This window comes from Paenibacillus sp. FSL H8-0457 (assembly GCF_038051935.1).
Lineage (GTDB): Bacteria > Bacillota > Bacilli > Paenibacillales > Paenibacillaceae > Paenibacillus_AQ > Paenibacillus_AQ lautus_A.
The window spans coordinates 3102662-3118386 of sequence record NZ_CP150293.1; the positions used below are offsets into that span (position 1 = coordinate 3102662).

At 51.6% G+C, this 15725-nt stretch carries 12 protein-coding genes; all 12 read left to right on the plus strand.

Annotated elements, in window-relative coordinates; translation table 11 throughout:
- Positions 1-154 precede the first annotated feature (154 nt).
- The 12 genes from MHI43_RS13885 (at position 155) to MHI43_RS13940 (ending at position 15724) form a co-directional block, all read left to right on the plus strand.
- On the plus strand, positions 155-1375 hold the full coding sequence (locus MHI43_RS13885; protein ID WP_036663645.1) for an amidohydrolase: 1221 nt from the start codon (positions 155-157) through the stop codon (positions 1373-1375).
- A gap of 7 nt (positions 1376-1382) precedes the next feature.
- Positions 1383-2855: a HAMP domain-containing sensor histidine kinase gene (locus tag MHI43_RS13890; RefSeq protein ID WP_036663373.1), complete on the plus strand. Its 1473-nt coding sequence runs from the start codon at positions 1383-1385 to the stop codon at positions 2853-2855.
- Between the two features lie 3 nt (positions 2856-2858).
- Entirely contained in the window at positions 2859-3554 is a 696-nt protein-coding gene (locus MHI43_RS13895; protein ID WP_009592947.1) for a response regulator transcription factor, read from the plus strand.
- Between the two features lie 133 nt (positions 3555-3687).
- Positions 3688-5169: an S-layer homology domain-containing protein gene (locus MHI43_RS13900; protein WP_036663372.1), complete on the plus strand. Its 1482-nt coding sequence runs from the start codon at positions 3688-3690 to the stop codon at positions 5167-5169.
- A gap of 163 nt (positions 5170-5332) precedes the next feature.
- Positions 5333-6196 (plus strand): DUF4253 domain-containing protein, encoded by an 864-nt coding sequence (locus tag MHI43_RS13905; protein WP_235201806.1) that lies wholly within the window; start codon positions 5333-5335, stop codon positions 6194-6196.
- Positions 6197-6507: 311 nt separating this feature from the next.
- Positions 6508-6984, plus strand: coding sequence for a hypothetical protein (locus tag MHI43_RS13910; protein WP_051425366.1), 477 nt, complete (start codon positions 6508-6510; stop codon positions 6982-6984).
- Positions 6956-7480, plus strand: a complete 525-nt coding sequence (locus MHI43_RS13915; RefSeq protein ID WP_051425365.1) for a hypothetical protein — start codon at positions 6956-6958, stop codon at positions 7478-7480. Before MHI43_RS13910 ends, MHI43_RS13915 begins: the two co-directional genes overlap by 29 nt.
- A 31-nt stretch (positions 7481-7511) precedes the next feature.
- Positions 7512-9938, plus strand: coding sequence for a glycoside hydrolase family 95 protein (locus MHI43_RS13920; RefSeq protein WP_036663643.1), 2427 nt, complete (start codon positions 7512-7514; stop codon positions 9936-9938).
- Positions 9939-10179: 241 nt separating this feature from the next.
- On the plus strand, positions 10180-11895 hold the full coding sequence (gene treC / locus MHI43_RS13925; protein ID WP_036663371.1) for an alpha,alpha-phosphotrehalase: 1716 nt from the start codon (positions 10180-10182) through the stop codon (positions 11893-11895).
- 27 nt (positions 11896-11922) lie between these two features.
- Positions 11923-13959, plus strand: coding sequence for a PTS system trehalose-specific EIIBC component (gene treP, locus MHI43_RS13930; protein ID WP_036663370.1), 2037 nt, complete (start codon positions 11923-11925; stop codon positions 13957-13959).
- A gap of 63 nt (positions 13960-14022) precedes the next feature.
- Positions 14023-14760, plus strand: coding sequence for a trehalose operon repressor (treR, locus tag MHI43_RS13935; protein ID WP_015734967.1), 738 nt, complete (start codon positions 14023-14025; stop codon positions 14758-14760).
- Between the two features lie 181 nt (positions 14761-14941).
- Positions 14942-15724, plus strand: coding sequence for an SDR family oxidoreductase (locus MHI43_RS13940; RefSeq protein ID WP_036663369.1), 783 nt, complete (start codon positions 14942-14944; stop codon positions 15722-15724).
- The last annotated feature ends 1 nt before the right edge of the window (position 15725 follow it).

The following is a 15725-nucleotide window of genomic DNA, read 5'->3' on the forward strand; positions in this document are numbered from 1 at the left end:
TTCCATGTCTTCACCAGAAGAGTCATCCTAACGGGTGGCTTTTCTTTTTAATGTATATGTAAAACATAAGTGAATCCTATATTTTTAATATTATCCATATAGATGTTCCTATGATAGCATAATCGTATATCTGGCAAGGGAAGGAACGATGGATATGAGTACCGCATTTTGGTTAACGAATGCTCGTTTAGAGAGCGGCTATGAAGTTTCAGAAGGCGTTATTACGGGAACAAAAACGGAGATTTGCCACGTATTCATAGAGGACGGGAACATCGCGAAGATCGTGTCATCCGACAAGACCATCACGGATTCATGGCCGCGACACGACGTGAAGGGATTGCTGCTTTTGCCGTCCTTTACCGAAAAGCACTGCCATCTGGATAAAACGCTGCTCGGTGACCGGTGGCGATCCGTAACGCCGGTCTCCAGCATTTTCGAGCGTTTGGATATCGAGAAAGCAACGCTTCCGGCCCTGGATACCCGGACGCAGGACCGTGCGGAACGCCTGCTTCACATGTACCTGGAGTCCGGGGTGACGCATGTGCGAACGCATGTCGATATTTATCCGGAAGTGGGTTTGGCTAACTTCGAAGAGGTTCAACAAGCATTGCACGCATTTGAAGGAAAGTTATCCTACGAGATCGTAGCTTTTCCTCAGCATGGTTTGCTGCGCTCGAAGTCAAAGGAATGGGTGAGACAAGCACTTCGCGGCGGAGCAGGCTTGGTAGGCGGGGTGGACCCGGCGACGGTGGATGGTAATATCGAAGCCTCCCTGCAGGAAATGGTGGAGCTTGCCGTGGAGGCGAATGCGGGAATTGACCTGCATTTGCACGATGCCCATCATCTGGGAACCTTCACCATGAAGCGGTTGGCACAGCTGACCATCGAGGCGGGCCTGCAGGGCAAGGTGGCGATCAGCCATGCATTCGGACTCGGCGATATCCCGACGTCGCAAGCCATCGAAATGGGGGAAATGCTGGCTGATGCAGGGGTTGCCATTATTTCGAGCGTGCCGATCGGTCGCAACATGCCGCCGGTCGGTTTGCTGCACGAGTGCGGCGTAGAGGTAGCCGTCGGTTGCGATAACATTTTTGACGTGTGGTCGCCTTTCGGAAACGGGGACGTGCTGGAACGCGCGGGCCGGCTGGCTGAGGTGTCCCGATGGGTGGATGAACGCTCTTTGGCAAGGACGCTTCAATATATCACCGGCGGCATGACGCCGCTTGGTCCGGATGGCGAGCAGATATGGCCGCAGGTCGGGGACGCCGCCAGCATCGTGTTTGTCGAAGCTTCTTGTTCCGCCGAAGCCATTGCCAGAAGATCGAAGCGCGTGGCGACGATGTTTAAGGGCAGCATCGTTTCCGGTTCGCTTTAGGCGACGCATGTCGATCAGGATCAAGCTGCTGCTGTCCTTTACCGGCATGCTGGTCATCAGCTTGTTGGTTTTCGTCTTGACTGCCAGTTTGTTTACCGTCGCGGCTACCGGCGACATTCGCGGGGTTCGGGATTTTTATAAAGTTCACTACCAGGTTAACCCGCTGACCGAGCAAGAGGAGTCTATATTCCTTGAATTAAAATATCTTGCCAAGAACGAACCGGACGGTCTGCTGGATCAAGAGCTGCTGAAGGAATATGATTTTAAGCTGAGAACCGTGCGGGCAGGCCTGTACGTCCGTAAGGAAAGCCTTCAGGTTTACGAGTCCAATACGTTAAACCAGCCTGAACTGGAAGCGAATCTCCCTCCATTCGACCTGAACAACAATCAAATCCGCAATACGCTGAGCATCGGGGAACGCTTTTATGCTTATGCCAAATTCGACTTCCGGTTCTCGGACGAGACGAAGGGAAGCGTATACGTGATCCGAGAGCGAAGTCCTTTCGGCGAGGTAACGCGCAAGCTGTTGCCCATCCTTGTATTGAGTCTCGTTGGCATCATTGTGGTTGCGAACGTGATGTTATATCGCTGGATTACGCGCAGCGTGGTCAAACCGCTTGACTTGCTCCGAAATTCGGCCGAACACATCAAGGAGGGGAATCTTCAGTTTTCCCTGGATATGCATTCGAAGGACGAAATCGGCCAGCTGAACGAAACGTTTGAGAATATGCGAAAGCGGCTGCACGAATCGATTCAGCTCCGGCTCCGGGACGAAGAGAACCGAAAGGAGCTGATCTCCAATATCTCACACGATCTGCGCACACCGATAACGAATATTAAGGGTTATGTCGAGGGCATCCGAGACGGCGTCGCGGATACGCCCGAAAAGGTGGATAAATACGTGAATATCATCTACACCAAAACCATCGATCTGGATAAACTCGTGGAAGAGCTGTTTCTGTATTCCAAGCTGGATTTGAAGCAGGTGCCGTTTATGTTCGAGCATGTCGATATCATCGGTTTCATTGACGACTGCATCGAGGAGCAGCGCTATGTTCTGGAGGAGAAGGACATTCGGCTGGAGTGGAAGGAACGCCCCGGTGATCCTGTCGAAGTCATTGCCGACCTTGAGAAATTAAAGCGAACCGTGCTCAACATCATTGGAAATGCCCAGAATTTCATGGACAAGGGGCAAAAAAACATCGGCATCTCGATCCGGCTGTCTTCGGAATGGGTAACGGTTGAAATCCGGGATAACGGCACAGGCATCGCACCGGAAGCGATCCCTTATATATTCGAAAGGTTTTATCGGGCCGAGTCATCCCGCAACTCTTCAACAGGCGGCAGTGGTCTGGGTCTTGCGATTGCGAGCCAGATCATTGAAGGACACGGGGGCCAAATCTGGGCTGAAAGCGAGCTTGGCGTCGGAACAAGCCTGTATTTTACCCTGAAACGAGCGAACAGGAAGGAGGCGCGGTAACCCATGGCCACACGCATTCTCATCATCGAAGACGAAACGACCATCGCCCAGTTGGAGCGGGATTATTTTGAACTGAACGGTTTTGCCGTCGATTTATGCCATACGGGTGACGAGGGCTTGAAGCTTGCACTTAACGAGGACTACAGCCTTATCATTGTGGACCTTCAGCTTCCCGGCATGAATGGCTACGAGTTGTGCAGCCATATCAGGAAGAACAAGGAGGTCCCGATTCTGATCGTATCCGCCAAGAATGAGGAGATCGATAAAATCCGTGCGTTTAATCTCGGTGCCGACGATTACATTACCAAGCCTTTTAGCCCGAGCGAATTAGTCGCAAGAGCCAAAGCCCATTTGATGAGATATGTCAGGCTTCTGGGCAAGCAAAGTCCGAGTCCAAGCTCGGAAATTCACATCCGGGGCCTGGTCATCGACAAAACGGCGCGAAGGGTGTTCGTACGCAATCAGGAAGTCGCGTTTACGACACGGGAATTTAATTTGCTTGAATTTCTGGCGAGCCATCCGAACCGGGTGTTCAACAAACATGAATTGTTTGAACGGATTTGGGGCATGGATTCCAGCGGGGATATCGCTACCGTCACCGTTCACGTCCGAAAGCTGCGCGAAAAGATGGAGCTGGATCCATCCAATCCGCAGTACATTGAAACGGTATGGGGAGCGGGCTATCGTTTTTCGGTCTGAATGAGTTTAGAAATTGTTAATAAATATTTTCGAAACGTTTAATCCCGGATTTCTTGGGAGTTTAGGACTCTCATCTATCATGGAGATATGACGATTATCGTTCATATTCATCGAAGATAGGGAGGACTTACTTATGAAGAAGTATTCGAATAAACTGGCGGCCATGATGCTGGCCGCCGCACTGGGAACGGCGACGCTTCCGTTTCATGTTCTGCAGGCCGATGCTGCACAAGCGCCGCTCGCTGCCCAAGATATAGAGCAAGCCGTTCAAGGGCTGTCCCAGCTGCGCGTGATGCAGGGTTACCAAGACGGCACGATGGGGATAACAAGTCCGATCACACGGGCGGAGCTGGCGAAAATGCTGGTGCTTGCGTTTGGACTTGAAGGCAAAGCGGAGACAGAGCCAAGCTTTACGGATGTGAAATCAAACGCGTGGTATGAGCGGTACGCAACTGAGCTGGTAGCACTAGATATGATGCAGGCACCGGACGGACGTTTTGATCCAAGGGGAAGCGTTACCCACGACGAATTGGTACAGATGGTGACTAAGGCTCTGAAACGAGATGCGAAGTCCGTGGATTACTGGGCGCAACGTTTTTATTCCGAGGAGGGCCATGCCACTCGAGGTCAAGCTGCCTATTTGATAAGCATTGCACATGACGCAATACCGTCGGAAAAAGCAAAAATCACGAGCGTCCGCTCACTGAATGCTATCACCTTGATCGTCACCTTTGATGCTCCATTGACATCGGACGATGAGTCGTTTGCCAAAGCCAAAGAAGATTTTAAATTTAACGACGGTCTTGCCCTAACGAATATGCCGCGTCTGAAGACGGGTTCTATTTCCACCTATATCGTTCCAACTTCCGTTCAAACACCGGGGACATCGTATACGCTGACCTATAAAGGGAAAACAGCAGGTACATTTACAGGAAACAGCACGAAGCTGGACATGACCGAGGCTAGACAGGTTACCCAGGATACATTTGAATTGGAGGCGCTCAAGGAGAATGGCGTCGTCGACTACGGTTATGTTATTTCCGCTTATAGCGGAGGCCGCGGAGCCAATGCCTTCGTATTGGATGAGAACAACAGCGCCGATGGCAAGGTCTATCAGATCATATCTTCTGGTCAAGCCAGGGAAGTTACGATTACGCCTGCAGGCGGACAACCTATCGTGGCCAAATACGTACCCTTCACCCAATCCACCGACGGCAAGCAAGAGCCGAAATTCCGATTGCCGGAAGGCCAGACGTTGACGCCGGGCGTCACTTACACCGTTTCTTCGGACTGGGCTCAGATCGCCAATCCGTCATTCGTTGCAGGATCGTTTGCTCCGCTGGACATCATCGGAGCCGAGGCAGTCAGCGACAGTTCCATTGCCATCACGTTGTCCGAGGATCCGGGGGATGAGCTGTTCTCCGGCCGGAGCGTGGAATTGACCGACGCTGACGGCAATCAACACATTGCGACCTATAAATATTCAAGCCGAAAAGGAGCCGTAGGCATATTCGATCTGACGCAGGAAAGTAAATTGAAGCCGGGATCGACGTATACCATCAAACCGGTAGGCGAGTGGGCAGGAGAAACCGATGCGTCCCTGACCGTCAATTAATCCATTACAGCATGGACATGGCTGTCCATACACAAGAGGACGAGCGTAAAGCTCGTCCTCTTGAACTTGTTTATATGTGACTATCTAAGTGGTTCTATCATTTGTAAAATTAAGGGTAAGAACTTATACTGGTTTCAATATCTGCTATATTCGAGGTGTACATATGGTCAAAGAGCTTGCAAATTATTTAAGCGAATGTGATATTGAAGTTTTGGATTTGGATGGCTTAACGCTCCCTGTCCCAAAGGAAGGGGAGCACAAGATTCTCATCGCTCCCGGCTACAATCTGGTGGAAATGATGGAGGAAATATGCGAAGAAGAAACCCTTTCTGAATACGTGAACAAGGAGCTGGAGCAAGTTCAGCGGTTAAGCATGAAAGATGTGTTGGGAAAAATCGTGGCTTCGCGATTATCCTATACGGATATTGCGCTGGAACCGGAAGAAATAGAAGGCAAGAGCTTTGAGGAGTTATATCGTTCTTATTCATTATTATGGGAAGGCAGCGAAATGCTCAACGAAGAGTTTGGCGAATCGGATACCGAGCCCTTTGACTGGAATACGTCATGGGTACAGGGAAAGGTGGAAGAGGACGAGCAGGTGATCCTGCTGACGCTGCCGGCCGAAGCCGGATATGAAGCACCGCTGTGGGTTCCGATGGGAGGTTATAACGAATGTCCGCTGCCCGAGCATCAGTCGGTGATTTTTAAGCATTTTCAGCAGAGGTATCAGATTAACATTGTGGCCGTTTCGCAAGATACTTGGATTCTTCAGGCCGGAAAACGACCCCAAACGTTTGAAGAAGCATTACGGCTCGCCAAGGAGCATTTTATTTTCTGCCAATATGTCATGGACGGGTTTCCGACGCTTGGACATTATGCGGACTATTTAATGAAGAGCGCGATATCTGGTATTTTTGGTGGGATTAAACGTCAGCTGCCGCGTGAAAACGCGGCTTTTTTTATGTGGACAATGGTCAAAATATCCAAAGGCATGGTTATTTTCCGTTATTGTCATAAAGCATCATGAACCTTAACAATCGGATATTTACCAAGCTTGCCGATTCCCCTAATATGGAGTTACTTTCCGTCATTTAGCCGCATGCAGGCCTGGTATGGAAAAATGTACCCTGCCATACGCAGAAGTACCTACCCTTGCGCCGCAAACATCCATTATGATCAAATTTATAGCTGGCGGGAGAACTTGAGTCGTTATTTTTTGAAAACGCTGTCACATAAGGGGGGATATCTATTCTTAAGCAATCGAAGGTTTTTCGCAGCTTTCTCATCTCCTATATTGCCATTCTGCTCATTCCCACCATCGGAGGATACATATCCTACTTGACCTCCATCTCCGTAACGCAATCCATTTCGATTGAGAACAGCATCGTTCAGCTCGAGAAAAGCCAGGAGCTGCTGGAACACAGGATGGCGGAAGTGGAAGGGATGACGCGGCAGCTGGCGATCAATCAAGACCTTAACGTGCTTCTCAACGATCATCTTGCCCAAAGGGATGTTTATGGCATATGGAGAACGATGCGCAATGTGCTGACTTTCGGTCAAACCAACGATTTTCTTCAGCATTACTACATCTATTTGGCGAACTACGACTTGATTGTAACGTCAGGCTCCTCTTATCGGCCGGAGCATTATTATGAGTTTTTTCATTATGACGATCTCAGTTTTGAGGAATGGAAACAACAGATCCTGGAGAAAGCCCATCGCAGTGAAATCAAACCGCTCTCTTCCTTTTGGGGAAAGGGACAACGAAACCTCGGTCATCACGTACATGCAATCGCTCCCGCTGGACAGCTTTAATGATTCCTCCCCAGCCAATGTTGTGGTCGTGATCGATGCACGGACGATTGCCGGATTATTCTCGGGGTTAACCGACAACTACGGCGGCTGGGTCCACATCCACGACGGGAACGGGAATACGCTTGCTCTTCAAGGAAACATGGAATCCGATGTAAGCCAAATCATGAACGATCCGGCATTCGATCAGAACAAAACCAGCCAGTTCTACAAGAGTGACCTTGTGATCACCACGCGCTCCGCTAAGAGCGGTTGGGTCTATCAGGCCGGCATCCCCCGCAGCGCCCTAATGGAGAATGCCGATCAAATTAAACAAGCGTCCTGGTTCATTACCGGGGGCGCCATGATCGTCGGGCTGCTGTTCGGGTTGTATTTGGCTCATCGGAACAGCGTGCCGATCCATCGAATGATTAGCATCATGAAAGAGCAGTTCGACAGGGATGAGCTGACGGAGCGCAATGAATTCGACTTTTTGATGAATTGGAGTATGACGAATTGAAATAAAGGAGGCAAGGCGAGTGGAGGCAAACATGAAATTACAGTATGTGAAACCGGCGACGGTCTGGACCGAGGCACTGCCGATCGGCAACGGACGTCTTGGAGGCATGGTCTACGGCGGCGTGGAGCGTGAAACGATCAGCTTGAACGAGGATACGCTCTGGTCCGGTTATCCCAGGGATTGGAACAACCCGTCTGCACGGGAAGCGCTGCCGGAGATCCGGGAGCTGGCAAGCCAGGGACGTTATATGGAGGCTGATCAGCTAGGGCGCAAGATGATGGGGCCCTATACGGAATCTTACCTGCCGTTAGGAGACTTATGCCTCAGGTTTGATCATGGAGGCGTGTTTCATTCTTACCGAAGAACGCTGGATATCGCCAATGCCGTTCAACGAACGGAATACCGCATCGGCGAGGTGACCTACACAAGGGAATGCTTCGCGTCCAGCCCGGACCAGATGATTGCCTTGCGGTTAACCTCGAGCGCTGCTTGCGCCCTGAACTTTCATGCCTATCTGGAAAGCCCGCTGCGTTATACCGTAAAGACCGAAGAAGATATGTACGCCATGTCGGGATTTGCGCCGGAACGCGTCGAGCCCAGCTACGTTTCCTCTGATCATCCTATCCGTTACGGCGATCCTGATCATACCGCTGCCATGGCTTTCAATGGTCGGCTGGCGGTGGCCGAAACGGATGGCCGCGTTACCGTGGATTCAGCTGGCATTCATGTACTGGATGCGAGCGAAGCGGTCATTTACTTCACCGCGGCCACCAGCTTCAACGGATTTGACCAAATTCCCGGTCACCGCGATGGCGGAGACCATCCGGCGGCTGCCGCCGCTGCTCTGACTGCGGGGACCATGAAAGCCGCGTGCAGCCAGTCCTGGACAGAGCTGCGCGATCGCCACATCAATGATTATCGCAGCCTGTTTGACCGCGTCAGTCTTCGATTAGGCGAGACGCTGGCTGCAGAAGATATGGACACGGGGGAGAGAATCGAGCGATTCGGTGCCCGGGATCCAGGCTTGGTCGAGCTGCTGTTCCACTATGGCCGCTATCTCCTGATTTCAAGCTCCAGGCCCGGAACGCAAGCCGCCAATCTTCAGGGGATATGGAATGCCTCAACCCGGCCGCCATGGAGCAGCAATTGGACCTTAAACATCAATGCGCAAATGAACTATTGGCCCGCGGAGGTATGCAATTTGGCGGAATGCCATCAGCCTCTGCTGGAGCTGATCAGAAGCCTGTCGGTAAACGGTGCGGAAACCGCCGCCGTCCATTATGGCACCCGGGGCTGGACCGTTCATCACAATACGGATATCTGGGCCCATACCGCACCGGTCGGCAATTACGGGGACGGCGATCCTTCCTGGGCGCTTTGGCAAATGGGAGGAATCTGGTTAACGCAGCACTTATGGGAGCATTACGCATACAGCGGCGATGAAGCTTATTTACGATCGTTCGCTTATCCCCTGATGAAGGAAGCTTCTTTATTTGCTTTGGACTGGCTTATAGAAAACGACGCAGGCCATCTCGTGACCTCGCCGTCGACCTCGCCTGAGCATAAATTCCGCACGTCTGAAGGGATGGCGGCCATCAGCGAAGGGGCGACCATGGATATTTCCCTCATATGGGAGTTGTTCACCAATTGCATGGAAGCCGCCGGCATTCTCGGCGTGGATGAGGAATTCCGGGAGGAATGGAGCAGCAAACGCGAACGTTTGCTGCCTCTGCAGGTCGGCCGATACGGCCAGCTGCAGGAATGGTCCCATGACTCCGAGGATGAGGACGTATTTCATCGGCACACGTCCCACCTGGTCGGGGTTTATCCTGGACGGCAGCTATCTGCGGAAGAAAGCCCGGATCTGTTTGCAGCTGCCCAAACCTCTTTGGAGCGTCGCGGGGAGGAAAGCACGGGCTGGAGCCTGGGCTGGCGGGTGGCGCTATGGAGCCGTTTCGGTGACGGCAACCGTGCGCTCCGGCTGTTAACCAATATGCTGAGATTGGTGCGGGACGGGGACTCGGAGCGTTACGACCACGGAGGTGTGTATGCGAGTTTATTAGGAGCGCATCCTCCTTTTCAGATCGACGGCAACTTCGCAGCTACAGCGGGAATTGCGGAAATGCTGCTGCAGTCGCATCGCTCCTTACTCGTGCTGCTGCCGGCTCTGCCGGATGCATGGCCGGAAGGCGAGGTACGTGGATTGCGGGCACGAGGCGGCTTTGAAGTCGGTATTCGCTGGAAGAATGGAAGACTGACGGAGGCAGAGATCATGTCTCGGTTGGGGAATGTATGCAGCTTAAGCATAGGCAATGGACATGGAAATGGGATTGCGGTTTACCAAGGCGATACCAGCATTCCCATACCGGCCTCCGCCAAAGGCGTATTTTCATTTGAAACAGAACAGGGCTTAACCTATCGACTGGTCACGGATCACGCAGGGGAGCCCGGAGCTTGATCGGCATAATGGAGACCTTTTCGATGGTATCCATACATTATACTATGTTAAAAAAAGACTCCTTCAAGGAGTCTTTTTTACGTGAACTCAGAAGAAAATTCCAATTAAATTGTAATTTTAGTAGTCGAAACGTCCGGGAAGTGGGTATTAATTGTTAAACGGTTGACAACCTGTATATACATGTATATGATTTTCCTATATGCAACCTGTATATACAAGATGACGAGGAGGACCCAGTTACATGCAGAACCCAGGAACCCAATCTCAAGATTGGTGGAGAACTTCGACGGTTTATCAGGTATACCCGAAGAGCTTCAACGATACAACCGGCCGGGGAACCGGCGATATATGCGGGCTCATGGAAAAGCTTGATTATATAAAGGGACTTGGCATCGACATTGTGTGGCTCCAGCCGGTGTATGTTTCTCCGCAAAATGATAACGGTTACGACGTCGCGGATTATTGCAGCATCGATCCTGCATACGGGACGATGGACGATTTCGATGAACTTGTTGCCGAATTAAAAAAGAGAGACATGCATTTGATGATCGACATCGTCGTGAATCATTCTTCAACCGAGCATCGATGGTTTAAAGAAGCCATTTCCTCACGCGATAACCCGTATCGCGACTATTACATCTGGCGGGATCCCGCGGAAGACGGCGGCCCGCCGAATAACTGGCAATCCAAGTTTGGAGGCCCGGCGTGGCAGTATGACGAGGGGACAGGGCAATATTACTTGACATTGTTTGACAAAACGCAGGCCGATCTGAATTGGGAGAACGAGAAGGTCCGGGCGGAGGTTGTGGACATTCTCACGTTCTGGGCGGACAAGGGCGTCAGCGGATTCCGGATGGATGTCATCAATCTCATATCGAAGGATCCCGCTTATCCCGATGATGACGGTTCCGTGGCGCCTGGCGACGGGCGCAGGTTTTATACGGATGGCCCCCGCGTGCATGAATACATTAAGGAATTGAACGAAAAAGTGTTCAAGCCTTACAATCTCGTCACGGTAGGAGAAATGTCCTCCACAACCTTGGAACATTGCATTCGTTACTCGAACCCGAAGGAGAACGAATTCTCCATGACGTTCAACTTCCACCACTTGAAGGTGGACTACCCCAACGGGCAAAAGTGGGAGCTCAAGCCTTACGATTTCGAAGAATTGAAGCGGGTGCTTTCCGATTGGCAGATCGGCATGCAGAAGGGCGGAGGCTGGAATGCCCTCTTCTGGAATAACCATGATCAGCCGCGGGCGCTGACCCGGTTCACCAATGATGGCGAATACCGCTCGGAAAGCGCAAAAATGCTGGCTACGACGCTTCACGGATTGCAGGGCACGCCATATGTGTATCAGGGCGAAGAGATCGGCATGCCCGATCCGAAGTGGAATGACATATCCGAGTTTAGGGATGTTGAATCTCTAAACATGTATACCATCCTCCAAGAGCAAGGAAGAACGCCGGAGGAGGCTGCCCATATCGTCAGGGTGCGCTCGCGCGACAACTCCAGATTACCCATGCCTTGGCATGACGGCGATCAAGCGGGATTTACGACGGGGACGCCTTGGATCAAGCTCGATGAGCGGTATCCGCTGATCAATGCGCAATCCGAAGTGGATAATCCGCAATCGATCTATCATCATTACCGGAAACTGATTGAAATGCGTAAGAACCTTCCGGTGATGACGGACGGTGAATATGTTCGTCTGGATGAAGGCCATCCCGAAATATATGCGTATGCCAGAACGAACAAGGAGCAGACGCTTGTTGTCATTTCCAATTTCAGCGACCGCGACGTATCGTTCGAGCTGCCCGAGAAAATGAAAGACAATCTGACCGAAAGTCGATCAGTTCAGCTGTTAATTGGCAACACAACGGAAGAACCCAAGCTCATGCCAACAGTTGCACTTCGACCGTATGCTTCCTATATGTGGCTTATTCACAATAACTAAATTCATAAATGTCAGGAGCGTAGAGCTATGGCCATTGATCGCAAAAACGTGGAGCGCATTGTCGAGGCAGTCGGCGGAAAAGACAATATCGAAGCCGCTACGCATTGCGTAACCCGATTAAGATTTGCCCTGGTGGACGACAGCAAGGTGGATTCCCGGGCACTTGATGAGAACGACCTGGTGAAAGGGCAGTTCTCTTCCCAGGGTCAATTTCAGGTCGTAATCGGACCGGGTCTTGTAGACCAGGTTTACAACGAAATGATGGATATCACCGGCGGTGCGAGAGTATCGAAGGATGAAGTGAAGAACATTGCGAGCAAGAAGCAAAATCCGCTTCAGCGTGCCATTAAAACGCTTGCGGATATTTTCATCCCGATTCTGCCGGCGATCGTCATGGCAGGTTTATTGTTAGGGATTAACAATCTGCTTACGGGGCCGGGCATATTCTATGAAGGACAATCGTTGATTCAGGTCCATCCCGAGTGGGCGGACGTAGCCTCGATCATCAATCTGATTGCAAGCACCGCTTTTACTTTCCTGCCTGTCCTGATCGGCTGGTCGGCGGTACGTCAGTTCGGTGGCAATCCGCTCCTTGGAATCGTGCTGGGCCTGATCCTGGTAAACCCGGATCTGCTTAGCGCCTACCAGTATGCGGATGCCAAACTTGAAGGCACGGTTCCGGTTTGGAACCTGTTCGGCTTTGAAGTGGAGAAAATCGGTTATCAAGGCCAGGTGCTGCCGGTTCTTGTCTCGGCTTATATTTTGGCCAAAATCGAGAAGTTTCTGAACAAACGCGTCCACGATTCCATCAAGCTGCTTGTCGTGGCACCCGTTGCCCTGTTGGTGACCGGGTTCCTCGCGTTTGTTCTGGTGGGGCCGATCACATTTGCCATCGGCAACGTTCTTACTTCAGGCCTAGTCAGCATTTTTGATTCCTTTGCCGCTCTGGGCGGCCTGATCTATGGCGGACTGTATGCACTCCTTGTTATTACGGGGATGCATCATACCTTCCTTGCGGTGGACATTCAGCTCATCGGCAGCGAAGGCGGAACGTTCCTGTGGCCGATGCTGGCGCTGTCTAATATTGCTCAAGGTGCCGCAGCGCTGGCCATGATGTTTATCATGAAGGAGCAGAAGGCGAAAGGACTTGCCGTTACATCTTCCATCTCGGCCTTCTTGGGGGTTACGGAGCCCGCCATCTTCGGGGTCAACGTTCGCCATAAATATCCTTTTATTTTCGGTATGATCGGATCCGGGATTGCCGGCGTGCTGCTGGCCGTGAACAACGTTCTGGCTTCATCGATCGGCGTGGGCGGAATTCCGGGATTCCTGTCCATCTTCCCTAACCAGTGGGGTGTCTTCTTCATTGGTATGGCGATTGTACTGGTCGTTCCGTTCGCGGGGACATTGCTGTTCGGGCGCTACCAGTTGTCCAAGCAGTCTAGACATGCAACTGCAGCGGATGGGAATGCTGCCGGCTTAGATGGAAGAGCCGAAACTGTTAAAACGGAATCGAACGGCAGTCTTCAATCCGAGTCGTTCGCGTCGACGGAAACGGCAAACAGTCTAACCATGGAAGCGGCGCAACAAGGCGCATTAGAGGTCATGGCACCGATCAAAGGGAAAGTGGTTCCGCTGTCAGAGGTACCGGACCCTGCCTTCGCCGAGAAACAAATGGGCCAGGGCATTGCCATCATCCCGTCCGAAGGCAAAGTGTATGCTCCTTTTGACGGCCAAGTCGCCCATCTCATCAAGAAGAGCAAACATGCGATTATTTTGACGGATGCGAACGGAATCCAGATCCTGATTCACGTCGGAATCAACACCGTTTCGTTAAAAGGCGAAGGATTCAAGGCACATGTCGAAACGGGTGCGGAGATAAGGAAAGGGCAGCTGCTGCTTGAATTCGATATCGATCGCATTCAGCAAGCCGGATTGCCGGTCATTACGCCAGTCATTATTCCGGATGGGCAAGACCACATTCAGAACGTGACAGAGTTTGAAGGCGAGGCGCTTCCTGGCGAAACGCGAGTGCTTCAGGTGACACTCGGTAATGGAAGCTGATAGGTTCCTATTTAACATGTGTTGGCTGCTGGAAAATGGTACAATAGCTGATGGTGATAAAGGATGACGAACAACATTTATTGGACGCTGTATAAAGACTATGCCGACCAAATCGAAACCGGCGCTTTGCAGCCCGGCAGCAAGCTGCCCTCGGAGAACGAGCTTGCGGCAACCTATCAAATTACAAGGGAAACGGTCCGCAAGGGATTGAATTTACTCGCCCAAAACGGCTATATTCATAAGGTGAAAGGCAAAGGTTCGTTTGTGCTGGATACCGGAAGAATGAATTTCCCGGTTACGGGGCTTGTCAGTTATAAGGAAATGGCGGAGCGGATTGGCCGGAAAAGCCGTACGATTGTGCATGAAACGGAGTGCGTTCCGGCCGGGGAAGCCATCGCCAAGGAGCTGCACACCCGCCCGGACCGGCTCGTGTGGAAGGTGATCCGATCCAGGGAAATTGAAGGGGAGCGCATCATCCTCGATGTGGATTATTTGCTTGCCGACATCGTGACGGGTTTAACGAGAGAAATTACGGGCGATTCCATCTATCAATACTTGGAGCAGGAGCTCCATCTAAAGATCAGTTACTCGAAAAAAATCATCTCCGTGGAACGAGCTACGACGATGGACCAGTCCTATATGGATCTTGGAAGCGATACCCATGTCGTCGTCGTCCGAGGTTACGTCCACTTGGAAGATACCACGCTTTTCCAGTACACGGAATCCAGACATCGATTGGATAAATTTCAGTTTGTGGATTTTGCAAGAAGGGAATCCAATCATGATTTTGGAGACAAATAGAAGTGAAGTTAGCCGCGAGTTTATCGCGGCTTTTTTTATTGGCTTCCCATGTCGCTCATTCGTAAAGGCCATGCAGATCAGCAGCGTAATAGATGAAATAAAGAGGAAAACTCCTGGTTGATGTTGAAGCTGTACTTAGAGGCAAAGATTCAAGCAATCCAGTTAAAGGAGCTGATGGATCATGGATATGGGACTCCATGGAAAGGTTGCGTTGATTACCGGGGGGAGCAGGGGGATTGGCCTTGAAACCGCCGTTACGTTTGCGTTGGAAGGGGCTAAAGTTGCCATATGTGCACGAGATGAGGAGCAGTTAAGGGCTGCCGCGGATCATATCAGGCATCTATCGAAATCCGAAGCGTTAACCATCGCAGCGGATGTTACGAAACCTGAGGATTGCATGCGAGCCGTAAACGAAACCGTCAGCCGCTACGGACGGCTCGATATCCTGGTGAACAATGCCGGAACCGCCGCAGCGAAGCCGTTTGAGCAGATCGACGACGAATCATGGGCATCCGATCTGGATCTCAAGCTGTTCGGCGCGATTCGTTTTTCGCGTGCGGCCGTCCCTCATCTGCGGAATTCCGGCGGCGGCGCGATTATTAATGTGACGACATCCTGGGCCAAAACGCCGCCGGCTTCATCCATGCCAAGCAGCGTCAGCCGCGCGGCGGGACAAGCCATGACCAAAGCGATGAGTCACGATTTGGCGAAAGACCATATCCGGGTAAACACCGTATGTATCGGAACGATACGGAGTGCACAGCTTGAGGCGCGTTGGAAACGTGAATCACCTGAACTCACCTGGGACCAGTACGCCCGGGATCCGCGCCATAACATCCCGCTCGGGCGTATCGGCGATACGGAGGAAGCGGCAAAAGTCATCGTATTTTTGGCTTCCGATGCTGCTTCCTATGTTACAGGAACTTCCATCAATATTGACGGGGGTTCAGCTCCGGCTTTGTAAG